This window comes from Vibrio sp. YIC-376, from assembly GCF_052353105.1.
Taxonomy (GTDB): Bacteria; Pseudomonadota; Gammaproteobacteria; order Enterobacterales; family Vibrionaceae; genus Vibrio.
Window position 1 is genome coordinate 324,870 of the sequence record NZ_JBBWFK010000006.1, and the last position, 17,605, is coordinate 342,474.

Genomic DNA, 17,605 nt, shown 5'->3' on the forward strand with positions numbered 1-17,605 from the left:
CTATAGCTCTTCAAACCTTTTTATTAACTCTTCTTTATTGACTTTTCTCATGTCAAGCTCAAATATTTCTTTCATTCTTTTTAAATCTTTTTTATTTTTTTTAAGAGGTTTATACTTTAATAGAACATCTATTATATCCTCATTAAATCTATACTTTATTACCCTTGCTGGGTTTCCAACAGCAATTGCATAAGCAGGTATTGATTTTGTAACAACGCTACCGGCACCTATTACAGCTCCATCACCTATTTGTACATTAGGTAGAATGGTCACCCCATCACCAATCCAAACTCCATCACCGATTCTAACTCTTTTTTTTATATGGCCTGTAACCTTTACCTTTGATGATAGAATATCGTACTGAAAGTGACCTTGCATATTTATATAATTAGTAAAATGATTAGATACTCTAATGCTTAACCGACCTGCAATGGCACAGTAACGTCCAATATCACAAGAGTCTATATATGAAATGGCATTTATTCTTGTACCCTCTCCAATATTGCATGATGGATTAATAAAGCTACCAGGTGATATTACTATATCGTTACGATAGAAATGAATTTTCATCATTAATTTATGATATAACCTTATCATAAAGTTTTTCATATTTTATTTAACTCTCTATAGATGGATAAGTTGTATACAATGTAAAATATTGCTGTACTCAAACAATAATATAGTAATGAGTCAAATGGATTTTCTCCAAGATTAATACTCACAAATCTTAACAAAACAAAAAATAGAACAATGATCAAACCCATCTCTTGCTTGTTTATGAGATTTAATGTAGAGGCAACTGGTGCGTTTAATAACTGAAATGTTTTAGATATACAGATTAACAACATATATTGTCCAATTCCGTACCAATTTTCATTAAAAATCAAATCAACAAAAAAAGCATAAAATAAAACTATAGCGCACAACAGCATTAATGCTATAGCAGTAAGCTTGCCAACTGTACTTTTATAATAAGACTTTAATTTGTTCTTATCTTCAGATAATGATTCAGATGAGTATTTTATATACACTTGAGTCATTGAATTAATAATCAAGGAATAGGGCATTTCTAATATTCTGTTGGCCAACATATAAATGCCTACTACTTCTGCACCATAATGCTTTGTTAGGACAAAGACTGGCATATGTATAGAAAAAGTGTTAATTACAACTTGTATTGTATTTATCGTCGGGAACTTTTTATATAATCGCGCATAATAATAGCTTAGATTTAAGTTTCTCCTTGTAAATATATTTCTTATTTTTACCCTCACGGTACTATTTGCTAATACAACAACATATGATATTAAATGAGAAATAATTAGGATATAATATGTTGGATTGTAGATGCCACCAACTATATTTATACCATTTGAAATCAGAGTAAGGATAAACTTATTTTTTATTATTACATCAAAGTGTCCGTTTGTTATTAGGTTCATATTTAGAGATTGTACTATTCCCATAACCAATACAATCGAAAGAACAAAATACCTATTATCATAAATATATTTCACATCATAAAAATCGTCTAAATATCTAAAAATCGGAGATATAAATACAATTAACATTATAAAATATATACCAATAGCCATAAACGAAACTAGAGATAAAATATTTTTTCTATATCTTTTTAAAGGTAAAGCTATTGCCATTTCATATTTTAATGATGATATACTAGAAAATATAATCACCAAACTTAATATAAGTTGAAACTGCCCTAACTCTTCTGGGGAATAGAGTCTTGATATGACAGGAATAAGCATCAAGCCTATAATTCCTACAAATCCACTCGAGCCTAGCAATTTAAGGAACTGTAGCGATGCTCCAGAAAGCGTTGGTAAGTTAATTCTCATATATCAATTTCAAACCACTTTACAATTCCATTCAGGGTAATGCTTACGAATATAAGCATTGAGTTCTTTTTCTGCTTGAGAATAAACTCGACTAGTTTCTTTTGAACGTTCTGCAATTTTATTAACCATTCCCGCACCTACAGTAACATTCGTATGGCGGTCAATAATAATAAATGCACCAGTTTGAGGGAGGGTCTTGTAGCTATCAACGGCAATTTTATCCGTCAATAAAATACTAGATAAGGCAATCTCATTTAGATCAAGTGTTTCACTATTTTCAGCATGCTGCTGTAGTGTATTCACATCAATCTTGTGCTCAATCTCAGTGACTTTACCTGTACATGATTTAGTTGCGAACTTGAAAATGTACTCTTTGTGGGTACGCATCGGGTTTTCACCCATCCATACTACATGCGCTGCAACTTTATTAGTGACAATTGGCTCGTGGCCAACATGAACCAGCATATCTCCACGAGATACATCAATTTCATCTTCAAGAGTAATGGTAATTGCCTGGCCAGGATAAGAGGTCTCTAACTCGCCGTCATGAGTGAAGATCGATTTAATACGGGATGTTTTACCTGAAGGCAGAGCTGTCACTTCGTCACCGACTTGAACAATACCCGATGCAAGAGTGCCACAGAATCCCCTAAAGTCGAGGTTAGGGCGATTTACATATTGAACAGGGAAACGCATGTGCTCAAGATCTTTGTCTTGGTCAACCTTTACTGTTTCCAGTAACTTCATCAATGTCGCACCTGGATACCAATCCATGTTTTCACTTGGCGTTACTACGTTATCGCCTTTAAGCGCAGAGATTGGTACGAAGCGAATATCGTCAATGTTGAAGTTCTTTGCCATCTCACGGTAATCTGCTTTGATTTTTTGGTAAACCTCTTGGCTATACTCCATCAAATCCATCTTGTTTATAGCAACAATAATGTGCTTAATACCTAACAAGCTACAGATGTAACTATGACGCTTAGTTTGTGTTTGAATACCGTGGCGAGCGTCAACCATTACAATCGCAAGATCACACGTAGAAGCACCTGTAACCATGTTACGAGTGTACTGTTCGTGCCCTGGAGTGTCCGCAATAATGAACTTACGCTTATCTGTAGAGAAATAACGGTAGGCTACGTCAATAGTGATGCCCTGCTCACGCTCAGACTGAAGCCCGTCAACGAGAAGTGCCAGGTCAAATGCTTCGTCGGTTGTATTGAACTTTTGGGAATCTTTTTCAATCGCTGCCATCTGATCTTCATAGATAAGCTTACTATCAAAAAGCAAGCGACCAATCAGGGTAGATTTACCATCATCAACGTTACCGCAGGTCAAAAAGCGAAGCAGATCTTTGTTTTCATGAACTTTTAGGTAGGCTTCGATATCTGTGGCAATTAAGTCTGAAGAGTGAGACATTTTTGTATCCTTTGCTTAAAGGGAGTATTCATACTCCCTTTCTTTCATTTTGTTGTTATATCTAAAATATTTTATAAAGCCATATAGCTATCAACGTAGCGTTAAATAACCTTTGTCAGTTAGCTGAGCAACAATAAACTCCGCACATTCTGCAACGGATTTTCCCGCGGTTTTCACATGAATTTCTGGTGAAATTGGCACTTCATATTTGGAATCAATACCAGTAAAGTTTTTGATTTCACCTGCACGAACTTTTTTGTAAAGGCCTTTGGGATCGCGTTGCTCACATACTTCAAGCGGCGTATCAATAAACACTTCCAGAAACTGGCCTTCTGTCATCAAGTCTCGGACTTGTTCGCGGTCAGCAATAAATGGAGAAATAAAAGCTGTGAGCACTATCGAACCAGAGTCCACAAATAGCTTAGCTACCTCACCTATTCGGCGAATATTTTCTACACGGTCATCGTCGCTAAACCCAAGGTCTTTATTCAAACCATGGCGAACATTGTCGCCATCAAGCAGGTAGCTATGTCTTCCTAAACTCAGCAGCTTACTTTCAACCGCATTTGCAACCGTAGACTTTCCTGAACCGCTTAAACCCGTAAACCAAAGCACTACCGGCTTTTGCTGCTTTAATTTAATACGATCTTCATGAGTAACCGTCGTATTATGCCAAACGACATCATTACTCACGGATTCATTGTCTTTTACTTCGTAGGGAGAGCTCATTTGAATTCAATCCACTGTTTTTTAAAAAGGAAATACTATCGGAATCAGCGCATACGCTATCGCGATATAAGTGAGCGTCATTAACCAACCTATTTTTATAAAGTCGACAAACTTATAACCGCCAGCATTCATTACCATTAAATTCGTTTGATATCCAAATGGGCTGATAAATGAAGCGCTTGCCCCATAAGCTACCGCCATGACAAAAGGCATGTAATCAACTTGCAAATGAGATGACACACTAAGAGCGAGAGGTAAAACAATCGCGGCGGCGGCTGTATTTGTCATAATTTCGGTTAGCAAAATGGTCAGCAATATGATCATCAGCAAAGCATGGTGGTGACTAACAGACTCAAGCAGAGCACTGGTACTCATAACTAGTTGAGTAGATAAACCACTTTTACTGAACGCAGCCGCAATAGATAACGCACACACCAAGATAGCCAGTAATTCGAATGGGAAGCGTCTTCTTAATACCGAACCATCGATAAGCCCTAATGTAAGCGAGCACAACAGATAAGCGCTTAAGGTTTCAACCAAACTGAGTGGCGTTGCACTAGCAATAACGACAGCAGTAATAAAGCCAACAATACCGACCACGTTCTGTTTCAATGACAAAGGTTTATTTACTTGTCTCTGGCTAAGGAAAAAGAAATTCCTCGATAGATTAGGTCTCTTATCAAAATCGCTGCCTGTTGCTAGCAGCAATTTGTCGCCTGCAAGAATGGTTAGCTCTCCCAACTTACCCGATATTGCTTGTCCTTGCCTCGAAATTGCTACCACTGCAGCATCAAACCGAGAACGAAACTCCACTTGCTTGATGGTCTTCCCTATCAATATAGATTCAGGACTCACTAACACTTCTTGAAGATTTTTTTCTAAGTCAAAATCATCAGAGCTAAAAAGCTCTAGACCATTCATATTGGACAGTTGGCTTACTTCTCTCACGTCACCGACAAAAATCAGCTTGTCTCCCTCTTCCATTTTCTCATGAGGAGAAACTGGAGAGATCAATCTTCCCTGACGAACGATTTCTACTAAGAAAAGAGACTTGAGAGAACGCAGACCGTTTTTTAACACGGAGTTACCAACTAGAGAGCTTCCCTTAAGTAGTTCTGCTTCAATAAAATACTCTTGGTGAGTTTGCGTTTTTTGAACCCCACCATTAGGTAACCAACGAGAGATAGCAAATATAGCTATGCCACATCCAATCAGTAGCGCTAAACCCACGGGTAAAAAGTCAAAAACAGCAAGAGAAGGCAAATCCTCTTCTTGTAATAAGCCATTCACCACCAGATTCGTTGCTGTCCCAACTAGTGTGAGCGTCCCCCCCAGAATAGAGAAGTAAGACAGCGGAATAAGCAACTTCTTAGCAGAATGGAATGGGTTGTTGAGTAACGTCCCCATTAATGTTGCGACCACAGCCGTATTGTTGAGAAATGCAGAACTTAATGAGCTCGCCAATCCAAGCTTACATAACGTACGATAATAATTCTCATCTGCTATTTTGGTCGCCAACCAAAAAAGAATCGCCGTACGTTCTAAAACAAGCGCCGAGAGCATAAGCATGATCAATGTGATTACCGACATGTTCGTCACATTACCCAGAACGGTGCTTTGGTCGATCACGCCCGTTACGTACAAAGCTGCGGTCACAATGATAAAACTGTAAACGGCTCTTATACGCCCCCAAACCAACAATGTAATTAGGGCAATAAGAGCCCCACCGGTGACCCACTGCTCAAAAGGCACTTTATTCACTCTCTGCTACTGCTGTTATTAAAAAGCTTTCAGGTTAGAAGTAGCCTTCGCGCTTTTTCTTCTCCATTGATCCAGAACTGTCATGGTCAATTGCACGGCCTTGACGCTCCGAAGTCGTTGTAAGAAGCATTTCTTGAATAATTTCAGGTAACGTTGTTGCTTCTGACTCAACGGCACCGGTAAGCGGGTAACAACCTAGAGTACGGAAGCGAACCATTTTTTCTTCTACGGTTTCACCCTCTTTTATTTCCATACGCTCATCATCCACCATGATCAGCATACCATCTCGTTCTACTACAGGGCGTTTCTTCGCTAGGTATAAAGATGGAATTTCAATACTTTCTAGATAGATATATTGCCAAATATCTAACTCAGTCCAGTTCGAAAGTGGGAATACTCGAATACTTTCACCTTTATTTACTTTACCGTTGTAGATGTTCCAAAGCTCTGGGCGTTGATTTTTAGGGTCCCAACGATGATGTTCATCACGGAATGAATACACACGCTCTTTTGCACGTGATTTTTCTTCATCACGACGTGCACCACCAAAAGCAGCATCAAAGCCATATTTATCTAGTGCTTGTTTAAGCCCTTGAGTTTTCATGATATCGGTGTGCTTTGAGCTACCATGAACAAAAGGGTTGATGTTCATTTCCAACCCTTCTGGGTTTTGGTGAACAATCAGCTTCATGCCTAGCTTTTCTGCCATGTAATCGCGAAACTCAATCATTTCCTTAAACTTCCACGTAGTATCTACGTGCATTAGTGGAAACGGCGGGTTACCTGGTGCAAAAGCCTTTTTAGCCAAATGCAGCATTACGGATGAATCTTTACCTACAGAGTAAAGCATTACTGGATTATCAAATTCCGCAGCAACTTCGCGCATGATATGGATTGACTCGGCTTCAAGCTGCTTTAGGTGAGTCATTCTCTCTGGAGATATTTTCATCATTTCACACTTATAAATCGGTTAACATTTTTATTCTGGTCTCGATAGATGCTTACTTCGAGAGCCATTAATTCTGCAATATAAAGCCAAAGTTCGAATTTCGGCTCCTTAAATATTTTAGTCCTAGGACCTAGGTCCTAGGTCCTAGGTCCTCAACATCTTCTTTCCTAAATGCAAAACGCACCAATACAACTGCGACACCGAGCATTCCGCCCAGTAGAGTACCTAATACACAGATTAGTGCGCGTTTAGGGCCATCCTTTATTTCCGGAACCACAGCAGGATCAACAATCTTAAAAATAAACTCTTCTTGAACTTCTGCCAGCATTAAGCTTTTTGTTTGTTCTTCGATGAGCTTGTAAAAGGTACTTTGCATATCGGCTACAGCAGTTTTCTGTAATTGGGTATTGAGATAGTCTAAGTTTTGAGAAGTTTCTGCGATAGTACGTTCACGCATAACTTTATTTATATCTTCAATCAGCCAATTAACCCATTGCTGAGCTACATAAGGAGAATAGTGTTTAATAGAAATCGTGTACAAACCACTCTCTTTGTCTTGACCTACGCTTAAAGTATCTTTACTGAATATTTCAAAAGCCTCTTGCGCAGTTGGCTTAGAGCCGCGAAGACCTTCCGGTTCACGCAGCCACTCACCTGTATTTGAGTTATAGAGATTTTCATTTATAACTAACTTGTTATTAGTTAAATCCCAATCTTTTGCTGCCATCAACGGAACAAGTAAATCATGTTTGTTAATGAACGCGTCCACAAACTGGCGAGACTTCATTACTTGGACTGCAAGATCGGTTTGGGAAGTTTCACCACCGCCTAGATTAACTCCAGCTAATGCAGCCAACCCGCCAAGCTGTCCAGCCATTTTAGATAAACCACCACCGCTTGAGCTTTCTGCGGGAGCTAATAATGCATCTGCTTTGTAGTTATTTGGTAGGCTTAGGGCATAAAACACGGAAGCAACTGCAAATACAAACGTTGTGGCGATGATGATCCACTTTCCCTTCCAAATGGCTTTGAAAAGTTCACGAAGATCGATTTCGTCATCAGCGATCGCTGCAGGTTGGGGTGGGTAGGGTAAGTACTCGTGATGTTGAGGTTTATTTTGTTCCATGGGAGTTTTAAGGTCCTAGGGTCCTAGGTTCTAGATCCTAGGTAAAAACTAGGTGCTAGGGATAGGATCGAGTTTAAATTGGATTACGGATTACGGATTACGATAATTAGGTCCTAGGATCCTAGATTTCTAGGACCTAGGGCCTTTCTTTTAACTATTCATATTTTGCAGATTGCTCTCTTACTGAGCCTTTTCTGCGTTTAATTAGTGCGGCAATCATCGCTGATATTTCTTTGGCTTCGTTAATAAAAGCGAGCCCTTTTGGACGTTCGATAAAACCAGCCTCTATTCCAATATAAAGTTGGGTTATTGCTTCGCCAGCAGAGCCTTTTGCAATATAAAGAAACCTTGCAGACTCATTTGCTGTCTCTCGCTCTTCACCCTCTGCAATATTGGATGCTATCGAAAGTGCGCTTCTTGTTAGCTGGTCTTTAAAACCAAAGTTCTTACAACTGTCGAGCTCTTTATATAACTCACAAGACAAGCGACAACTGCGTTTCCAAACTTCGAGTTTTTCAAAAGCAAGTTGTCGCATCATCCACTTCCAAATCTTTGGGTTTCCTAGGGCCTAGGATCCTAGGCCCTATAACCTTTATTTAAGCGCATTGATCGCTACACCTGTTTGGTAGAGGATTTGCGTTGCAGCGGTCCAGGTGCTTAGAGCATCGCGGTAGTCCGTATCGATTGGTACAACAATGGTATCACCAGCACTTAGCTCTTCATTGTTATTACCGAACCAGTAACCTGAAGTTGGCTTGTAAACTGAGCCGTCAGCGCGTACAACGAAAATACGGTCTTCATCCGCTTGTTTTCTCGCACCACCAGCCTTGTTCAGGTAGTCTTCCACGTCTAGCTTAGTATCTAGCAGATAAGTAATTGGAACCTGAACTTCACCCATGATAGACACCGTATTGCGGAAGGTCGGAACAAATAGGAAGTCGCCGTCTTCTAGCATAAAGTCCGCAGAACGCTCATCTTTAATGATACGATTTAGCTGAACAACCATACGGCCAAGTGCTTTACTGCGGCTTGCTTCTTCAACAAACTTCAGCGTTTTATCAGGGTCAGAAATAACTGAACCTAAGTTGCTGTCTGCACGGAAGGTTTTCTTCGCAGTTTCTGCACGCATATCAGCAGCGTACTCGTTTAGCAGTTTCTGCTCTTGTAGACGTAGTGCTTCACGAGTGAAGATTGCACCTTGCGGATGCGCAAACTCGGTAAGACCACCAGCACGTTCGAGGAGTTGTCCAAGCGTCTCACCCTGACTCACGGTGTAAGTACCAGGGAAGCGGACTTCACCTTGCAAAGTCACTGTGCTTTGCAATTTCACGCTTGGCTTCTCTAGAATGTTTAAACGGTCACGGCCTGCAATAATCGCGTCGTCAGCAGTGCTACCTTGAATCGCTTTGCGTAGATCGATACGTTCTACATCAATATAAGCACGCTCATCGACACTATTAACCACGGTGCGAGCAAGTTCTGCATTAATAGTAAAGGCGTTGTAAGTTAGCCCACCCGCCGCTTCAACCAGAGTAGAAACTGTCATTCGTGGTGTAAGAGGATAACGGCCAGGGTGTTTGACTTCGCCGAACACTTCCGCAATTTGTGGCGCTAGACCCAATCGCGACTGTTGTTGAAGTTGCAATAACACTGATGCAAGTAAAGTACGGCGAGTGTTTTGCTTAAGTGCTTCAAAGTCTTCCTTTGTGATCTCTTTACCGCGGAAAATAATCTTAGTTCTATTCGCGTTAGCTCTCGACTTACTATCCACCGCAGTTACGGCAACCGCAGGATTTAAGACTTCTTGCTCTTGCTTAAGATCTTGCTGAGCCAGAGCCTGAGCCTCCTCGAGAGTTTTTGCCTTGGTAGCAACATCTTCCTGTGCAAGATTATCTAAGTCTTCATTATTAAAGCGGTTAAAGACCAATACTCGGTCACGAGAATTTAGTTGTAAGTTATCTTTACTGCCTGGAGACAAGATAGCTTTGGCAAGGTTCACTTGGTGAACTTCTATATCTCGCTGAGAATTGATTTCTCGTACGACTACTGCGTAATTAACATCTGCTGTTGAGTTGAATGAAGAATCAACGGAATGGAAAAGGTCTGCGATACGTAGCCCGCTATTCCATTCAACAAAACCAGGATGGCGCACGTCACCTTCGATTTGAACATAGCGAGTCAGCTCTTCACTTTTTTTCAGCACGTTAATGGTATCGCCATTTTTTACTTTAGCTTGCTGATCGGTAGACTGAGTAAAGTTTAGCGTCAACGCTTCTCGAGTGCCTTTTGCTGCATAGCGCTTTATTTCAATCTGGTCGCTGTAAGCATTTGCAGTAAAACCGCCCGCCATAAGAATCGCTTGCTTGTAGGTTTCACCCGAATTGATTTCATAAATGGCAGGGCGATTGACTTCACCATCAATAGAAATCGTACCTTTAACCGAACCAATGAAGACTACATCGCCAGGTAACAAACGAACATCGTTACGTGCATCACCTTTCAGCAACAAATCGTACATATCAAGTTTGCGAATGACTTGTCCATTACGTTTTAGCTGAACATCACGCAGAGCGCCGCTTTCACTAAAACCACCGCTGTAGTAAATCGCCTGAGAAATCGTCGTTAATGCACTAACAGTGTAAGCGCCCGGTTTGTACGCATCACCCATAATAAATACTTGCATGGTACGCATTTCACCAAGGGAGATATCACTGCGTACACCTATCATCTGTTCATTTACGCGTTGATTAAGTGAGTCGCGCACTTCAGAGAAGCTCATTCCAGCAACTTGTACCGGACCTAACGATGGAAAGTTGATGATACCCGCACGGTTAACACGCAGGCGATGGGTAGTATTCTCTTTCCCGAATAACTGGATAACGATCTCATCACCCGCTCCGACCGTATAATCAGCAGGCACAGGAACGTCGCTAATAGGTGCAAAAGTAGTTGGTGAGCCAGCAAAGAGTTCTAAACCAAAACGTTTTAGTTCTTCATCTTGGTCTTGTTGATTTACTTGCCCGTTTTGAGCATTTTCGTTCACCAGAGTACGTGGCTCAATCACCTGAGGATTCTGGTAGCTCGTAGATTGGGAAGAGGCTGATGGGATGGAGATACCATACTGACTGGCCAACGCTTGTTGCTGATCGGCAGGTAAGCTCTTAAACATTTGGATCTGTGCTGGAGTTGGGTTTTGCGCCAACGTGTATGGCGCAAACATGCTTGCCAGCACACAAACCGCAATAGAGAAATATCCTTTAAGCATGATCATTCGCTATAAATTTAATGAGGTGAAAAACCTAGACACGACGTCCTAGGCGCTAGGTTTCTAATTAAAGTCTTTTAATTAAAATCGGTGTTGGAAGCCTAGTGAAATTCCATTCAAGCGAACTTTATCTTCGGAGAGGCTATCAATAAACTCGAACACAACCGCACTTTGCTTATCTAGCGCGTAATGCGCTCCCATACCAAAGCTAAAGCCCTGGTCTTTACCCGATCCAACATTCTGTTGGTCTATTTGCACGGAGGAGTAGCCAGCCAACCCATAAAGAGCGACTCGATCAGAAACTGGAATATTAAATTTGGCAAAGCCACTTGCAATACTATCGACTGCTAAACCACTATCGCGTTCGAGAGAGGTTCCGTAACGGGCTTCTAAGGCAAGGTAATCATTGAAGAAGTAGCCGGCTTGAGCCTGAAGAAGAAAAGGGCTTCCTTCTGCTACTGAAGATGAGGAGGTGTGGTGATATTCGGCGTTAGAGTAACTCAATAACGCACCAGCATAAAAATCTGCTGAGGCAGAAAAAGAGCACAAGCCTAAACTTACTGCGCTCAACGCCCCTAGCCATGGTCGTTTATTAATCACGTAATTGTTCCCTAGGTATCGACCTACCACTGCACATACTAACTAATGCGAGCAGTGAGGCCTGTTAAATATCTCGCGCATTCCACGCTACCGCCCTGCGGCATTTACGCGTTAGCCACTGTTCGCTGATTACCGATTAATTTCATTCGGTTTATTAATATAAATATTTTTAATTAAGCTATTAGCTTGTGAGATTAAATCAAAAAAATCATGATTTAAAGCACTCTACAAAGCTGCCAAATTATGCATGTAATGACAGGAAACGGCAAGGGGGCGAATGTGTCTAGAATGTAAGAATGAGACGGTCGTTTTTAGTAAATAAGGTGTAGAAGCGTCTAGAGATCTAGGTCCCAGGATCCTAGGGCCTAGATCTCTAGGTTGTTTATTTTCTTAAAATTAACAGCCGAACACATACGAAACTGTTTACATGCTGGCGATTTTTTATCTAAAATACATTTTGGCACATTAGTTTATGTTCCAAAACATCGATGTTTTTTATACCGGATAAACAAGGATTAATAATGAAGAAGACAGCTCTGGCTATTCTTATGGCTCTAAGCGCATCAACGGCATTCGCAGCAACTGAAGCTGGCACAACTGAAGAAGCAGCAGTTCTTGCTAATGGCGAAGTTGCAGTAGGCGTTGGTGCAGCAGCAGCAGCAACTGTTGTAGCAGTAGCAGCAGCAGACAGTGACTCAAGCACTACAACTACTTCTACATCTACTACTACTTCTAACTAATAGAGTTCAGTAAATAGTAGATAATCGCCCTGATTTATTCAGGGCGATTTCATTTTCAAGAGGGAATAATGAATATCTTTCGAGCAAAACAGTGGAAGCACCTACTTCTTATCCTACCGGTAATGAGTCTGACGTTCGGATGTACGCAAAAATTCAATGATGTGTCCGCAACCGTTCAGGAAGCTTATAGTAATTACATCGATGTCGAGCTCACACCTCAAGAGATTGAAGCCGTACCGTACGCCAGCGCATACCTTAAGATAGGCAATCAAAAACAAATTTTTGTTGTTTTAGCCTTCGCAGAGCAAAACCCTCTTACCGGTAAAACTCAACTGAAGTGGGTCAGCTCAGATAAGGCGATGGTAGTAACAGAGAACGGCCATATCGTTAAAACCGTGAACTTACAGAACAACAATATTGCGGGCGTATATGGCCAAGTACCTGGCTATACCTTTTCAAACACTGAATACATGCTTTCATATGACTGGGCTGAACAATACCGTTACGGCTTTCCTGCTCACATTACTCGAACCTATCAAGGTAAAGAAGTGGTCACCACGCCACTGTCCTCAACCTCAGCCGATCTATATCGCGAATCCGTTGAGTTCCCTAGCCTATCGGAAACCGTCGAAAACCTTTACTGGGTAAATGGTGAAGGGCAAGTCGTGAAGACCCGACAACATTTAGGGCCAAATATGGTACCTGTTGAGTTAACGATTTTGAAAGGATACAGCAAATCATGAGTAAACGACTGTTCCCTTTATTAAGCTTCGCTCTGTTAGCAAGCACAATTGGTGTACCTGCTTCCGCTCAATCCACCCCAAATAAAGATGCGTATTTAAACGTTGAACTGGTTGGCGTGAGTAAACAGTTGCAATTTCAACAAAAAGCTCGTTTAGCGGATGTTCTAAAACAGGCCCAACAGCAAGACCTTGTTTTACAATACCCTCTCGGCACAACGTTATTTGATGATTCTGTAGAAGCATTAAGTAAATCAACTGCGCTGAAAAATTCGGTGTTGAATCAGATGATTCAGCACAATCTGGTCTCCCACCCGTTCTATAAATACATTCAAAAGCATCAATTTGCTCCGCGTGTATTCTCTAATGTTGATGTGGATGACATCCGCCTGGATAAATTTAACAACCCACTGCTTGATGGTGATTTATCTCTTGTATCAATACAGCGAGAAGAAAAAGTCGTTTATCTAGGTAACCTAAACAAAGTCTACTCGGTTAAAGAGCAAGCCGGTATTCCATTAAAGCAACAAATTGCAAACCTGGAAAGTGACATTGGTGAACTGGCCCACCCGCCAATCTTAATTTATCCCGATGGCAACGTTGCTCAGCCACATCACGGTTCCTGGTTGACGACTCAATATTATCTGCCGCCATTGACCATGGTTTATATCCCGTTTGAGAAGTTTGAAAACTCTGAAATGGATCAGGATATTGTTAAGTTGCTTACACAACTGAAGCCAACCTCAATGAAGAGCCCACTATGACGCTGATTAGAAATACTTTAACCCTTTCTTTAATGGGTCCGGCATTAGTTTGGGCTCAGGATATGCCATTTGAAGCACCACCTTTACAGCCATCACAGATGGATTTTGGCGGTGTAGGTCTAATGCAGATGCCAACCGGCCGTATGGCACCAGAAGGCGAATTTAACTTTGCTGTCAATTTCAGTAATGAATACCAGTTTTACAATGTCACTCTACAAGTAATGCCATGGCTGGAGACGACTCTTCGTTATACCCTGGTCAATGACTTATTCTATAGTGATGATCCTAGCTTTTCCGGTGATACAAAGTACACCGATAAAGGCGTCGACTTTAAAATTCGTCTTTTAGAAGAATCTCAGTATGTACCAGAGCTTTCGGTTGGTATTCGTGATTTGGCAGGCACCGGCCTATTTGACGGCGAGTTTATCGCAGCAACCAAGCGCTACTCTAACCCTAACTTAGGTACGTTCGACTTTACCTTGGGTATGGGCTGGGGCTATTTAGGCACTCGCGATAATATCACCAACCCAGCGTGTAAAGTTTCAGATCGCTACTGTGACCGACCATCCGATTATAAAGGTAATGGTGGCAGCGTTGATTATGAACGCTGGTTCAAAGGCTCTTCTGCAATATTCGGCGGTGTGGAGTATCAAACCCTTTATGCCCCGCTACGCTTTAAACTGGAATACGACAGCAACGATTACAGTGAAGACTACCCTGTTGTGCGCGGTGGCGTAGACATGACACCGCATACACCGTGGAACTTTGGTGTATTGTACCGTTTGGGCCACATGGCTGATCTGCGCGTAAGTTATGAGCGTGGAGATACCCTCGTAGCAGGTTTAAGCCTGTACACCAACTTCAACAAAATGCCATCTTTCTGGCGTGATACACCAACGCCAAAAGCAGAAGATAACCAACCGGCCGAGCTTTCTCAGGTCGATTGGGAACGTGTAACGGAAGATCTGGATAAGATTGCGGGTTATCAGAATACCAAAATTTACGCGAAGGGAGATACCGTATCGATTGTCGGTGAGCAGAAGAAATACCGTGATCGCAGCGAAGCACATGAAAAAGCCGCCGCCGTGTTGAGCAACCAAGTACCGGAAAGTGTTGAAACGTTTACCATTAATGAGCGAAGCCTTGGTTTAGTATCAAATCAAACGGTTATCTCTAAAGATAAGTACCGAGATTACGCACAAGTAAACTACGTCAACCCACAAATCGAAGATGCAGTTTCAACATCGAACAGCAAACCACAAGGTGAAGCAACCTATGATGGCTTTAAGCGCTTCGATTGGGGTTTTGCGCCCAAATTAGTTCAAACACTGGGCAACGCTGAAGACTTTTACCTGTTTAGCGTCGGTTTAAATGGTAATGCCTCTTACTGGTTAACTGACAACCTGGAAATAGGCGGTTCACTTTACTGGGATTGGTACAACAACTACGACAAGTTTAATTACGTCACGCCACCAGATGGTACAACAATTCCGCGTGTGCGTACCATGTTCCGAGCTTACCAGAACGAGCATGACGTCACTATGTCGAATCTGCAGTTAACCTGGTTCCAGGAATACTCAGATACGATGGACCAGCAATTCTATGCGGGTTATCTGGAAAGTATGTTTGCTGGTGTTGGTACAGAGTTCTTATACCGCCCACAAGGTTCAAACTGGGCCATTGGTGCTGACGTTAACTTAATCTCTCAGCGTGATCCACAAAGTTACTTTGGCGTTTACACCGACAAATGGCAGGACATTCCAGAATATGGTCGTCCGTTCGAGGTTATTGATAAAGGCTTTACTGGTTTTGTATCTGGATACTACTTCCCGCAATGGGAGTTCTTGTCTAACACAATGTTCCAGTTGGATGTTGGTCAATTCCTGGGTGGTGATAAGGGCGCTCAGTTGAATTTTGCGAAACAATTCAAGAGTGGTGTCATCGCAGGTGTCTTTGCATCAGTGAGTGACCTATCAGCCGATGAGTTTGGTGAAGGCAGCTATACCAAAGGCTTCTATATTTCAATTCCATACGACATCATGACAATTAAGCCAAGTAACAACCGTGCGAACTTCAGTTGGCAACCACTGACTCGTGATGGTGGTCAGAAGCTGGGTCGTAAATACAGCTTGATTGAACTAACGGATGAACGAAACCCTTGGTTCCAAAGACCAAACCATTCGGATGAGAAGTAAGTAAAGAAAGGGCTTAGGATCTTAGGGCCTAGGTTTTTAGGTCCTAGGTCCTAGGGTTTTAGGGTTTTAGGCTTGCTTGCTGAAGCTTTAATGTATTTCTTAAACGCTTGTGTTCGTTGTTTTGGATTACCGAGCGCTTCGCTTACAGAATACGGGTAATGAAAGGTCCTAGGATCCTAGGGTCTAGGTCCTAGAACCTTCCTTTACATCAGCACACTCGGTAAGTAGATCCTGAATCACGCTCCTTCGTCGCTGTTCAGGATGACGGGGCTAAAGTATGGAACTCCGTATTCCGTATTCCATTAACCTAACCACCACTTCTCAACATCTTGTAAGTCAAAATAGTCCCAACAATTCCTCTCTAGGATCTAGGACCCTAGGTCCTAGAACCTTTATACGTTTCTTGCTAAAATTCCTGAGAAAATTTTAATCTATGGTGGAAGTTCTATGATCATCGTAACTGGTGGTGCTGGCATGATCGGCAGCAACATTGTTAAAGCTCTCAACGAAGTTGGCATTAACGATATCCTGGTTGTCGACAACCTAAAAAATGGCAAGAAGTTTAAGAACTTAGTTGATCTGGACATCACAGATTACATGGATCGTGACGACTTCCTTACCCAAATTATGGCGGGTGATGATTTCGGTCCGATCGAAGCAGTTTTCCACGAAGGTGCGTGCTCTGCGACAACCGAGTGGGATGGTAAATACATGATGCTGAACAACTATGAGTACTCAAAAGAGCTACTGCATTACTGTTTAGATCGCGAAATTCCATTCCTTTACGCCTCTTCTGCAGCAACATACGGTGAGACAGACACATTTGTTGAAGAGCGCGAATACGAAGGCGCACTTAACGTCTACGGTTACTCGAAGCAACAGTTTGATAACTACGTACGTCGCTTATGGCAAGATGCTGAAGAGCACGGCGAGACTCTATCTCAAATCACTGGCTTCCGTTACTTCAATGTGTACGGCCCTCGCGAAAATCATAAAGGCAGCATGGCATCCGTTGCATTCCATTTGAACAACCAGCTAAATGCAGGTGAGAATCCAAAACTGTTTGCTGGTAGCGAGTCCTTCAAGCGTGACTTTGTCTACGTGGGCGATGTATGCAAAGTAAACCTATGGTTCTTTGAAAACGGCGTTTCAGGCATCTTTAACTGCGGTACAGGCCGTGCAGAGTCATTTGAAGAAGTAGCAAAAGCCGTGATCACTCACCACGGTAAAGGTGAAATCGAAACGATTCCATTCCCAGATCATCTAAAAGGCGCATATCAAGAGTTCACTCAAGCCGATCTGACTAAGCTACGCTCAGCAGGCTGTGACGTTGAGTTCAAAACGGTTGCAGAAGGTGTCGCTGAATACCTGGCTATCCAAAACCGCTAAGCATCTTTGTTTGTAATTATGGGGTGGCGGCTATTATGGTCTGCCACCTTTACTCAGTTCCAATAGTCTGTA

Annotated in this window: 15 protein-coding genes; 5 read left to right on the top strand and 10 right to left on the bottom strand. The window is 41.8% G+C overall.

The window, feature by feature from the left end:
• The 10 genes from WJM94_RS13920 to WJM94_RS13965 form a co-directional block, all read right to left on the bottom strand.
• On the bottom strand, positions 1-573 hold the full coding sequence (locus WJM94_RS13920) for a CatB-related O-acetyltransferase (protein ID WP_444494789.1): 573 nt from the start codon (positions 571-573) through the stop codon (positions 1-3).
• A 32-nt stretch (positions 574-605) separates the two neighbouring features.
• Positions 606-1,856: a lipopolysaccharide biosynthesis protein gene (locus tag WJM94_RS13925; protein ID WP_444494790.1), complete on the bottom strand. Its 1,251-nt coding sequence runs from the start codon at positions 1,854-1,856 to the stop codon at positions 606-608.
• Between the two features lie 9 nt (positions 1,857-1,865).
• Entirely contained in the window at positions 1,866-3,275 is a 1,410-nt protein-coding gene (cysN, locus tag WJM94_RS13930; RefSeq protein ID WP_444494791.1) for a sulfate adenylyltransferase subunit CysN, read from the bottom strand.
• A gap of 90 nt (positions 3,276-3,365) precedes the next feature.
• On the bottom strand, positions 3,366-4,004 hold the full coding sequence (cysC, locus tag WJM94_RS13935) for an adenylyl-sulfate kinase (RefSeq protein WP_444494792.1): 639 nt from the start codon (positions 4,002-4,004) through the stop codon (positions 3,366-3,368).
• A 21-nt stretch (positions 4,005-4,025) separates the two neighbouring features.
• Complete coding sequence (locus tag WJM94_RS13940) at positions 4,026-5,765, bottom strand: SLC13 family permease (protein ID WP_444494793.1); 1,740 nt, start codon at positions 5,763-5,765, stop codon at positions 4,026-4,028.
• A gap of 34 nt (positions 5,766-5,799) precedes the next feature.
• Positions 5,800-6,714, bottom strand: a complete 915-nt coding sequence (gene cysD / locus WJM94_RS13945; protein WP_444494825.1) for a sulfate adenylyltransferase subunit CysD — start codon at positions 6,712-6,714, stop codon at positions 5,800-5,802.
• Positions 6,715-6,844: 130 nt separating this feature from the next.
• Entirely contained in the window at positions 6,845-7,840 is a 996-nt protein-coding gene (locus WJM94_RS13950; protein WP_444494794.1) for a Wzz/FepE/Etk N-terminal domain-containing protein, read from the bottom strand.
• A gap of 154 nt (positions 7,841-7,994) precedes the next feature.
• Positions 7,995-8,378, bottom strand: coding sequence for a four helix bundle protein (locus WJM94_RS13955; protein WP_444494795.1), 384 nt, complete (start codon positions 8,376-8,378; stop codon positions 7,995-7,997).
• A 54-nt stretch (positions 8,379-8,432) separates the two neighbouring features.
• The gene (locus WJM94_RS13960) at positions 8,433-11,105 is read right to left on the bottom strand and encodes an SLBB domain-containing protein (RefSeq protein WP_444494796.1); all 2,673 of its coding nucleotides are present in this window, start codon (positions 11,103-11,105) and stop codon (positions 8,433-8,435) included.
• An 81-nt stretch (positions 11,106-11,186) separates the two neighbouring features.
• Positions 11,187-11,705 (bottom strand): porin family protein, encoded by a 519-nt coding sequence (locus WJM94_RS13965; protein ID WP_444494797.1) that lies wholly within the window; start codon positions 11,703-11,705, stop codon positions 11,187-11,189.
• A 521-nt stretch (positions 11,706-12,226) separates the two neighbouring features.
• On the opposite strand from WJM94_RS13965, the gene WJM94_RS13970 reads away from it, so the two are divergent.
• The 5 genes from WJM94_RS13970 to rfaD all read left to right on the top strand — a co-directional run bounded on the left by WJM94_RS13970 (position 12,227) and on the right by rfaD (position 17,533).
• Positions 12,227-12,445 (top strand): hypothetical protein, encoded by a 219-nt coding sequence (locus WJM94_RS13970; protein ID WP_444494798.1) that lies wholly within the window; start codon positions 12,227-12,229, stop codon positions 12,443-12,445.
• Positions 12,446-12,513: 68 nt separating this feature from the next.
• Positions 12,514-13,188: a YjbF family lipoprotein gene (locus tag WJM94_RS13975; RefSeq protein ID WP_444494799.1), complete on the top strand. Its 675-nt coding sequence runs from the start codon at positions 12,514-12,516 to the stop codon at positions 13,186-13,188.
• Complete coding sequence (locus tag WJM94_RS13980; protein ID WP_444494800.1) at positions 13,185-13,949, top strand: capsule biosynthesis GfcC family protein; 765 nt, start codon at positions 13,185-13,187, stop codon at positions 13,947-13,949. The genes WJM94_RS13975 and WJM94_RS13980 overlap by 4 nt, the downstream gene beginning before the upstream one ends.
• A complete protein-coding gene (locus tag WJM94_RS13985) occupies positions 13,946-16,144 on the top strand; it encodes a YjbH domain-containing protein (RefSeq protein ID WP_444494801.1) in 2,199 nt (732 codons plus the stop codon). Before WJM94_RS13980 ends, WJM94_RS13985 begins: the two co-directional genes overlap by 4 nt.
• Positions 16,145-16,591: 447 nt before the next feature.
• A complete protein-coding gene (rfaD, locus tag WJM94_RS13990; RefSeq protein WP_444494802.1) occupies positions 16,592-17,533 on the top strand; it encodes an ADP-glyceromanno-heptose 6-epimerase in 942 nt (313 codons plus the stop codon).
• Positions 17,534-17,605: the final 72 nt, after the last annotated feature.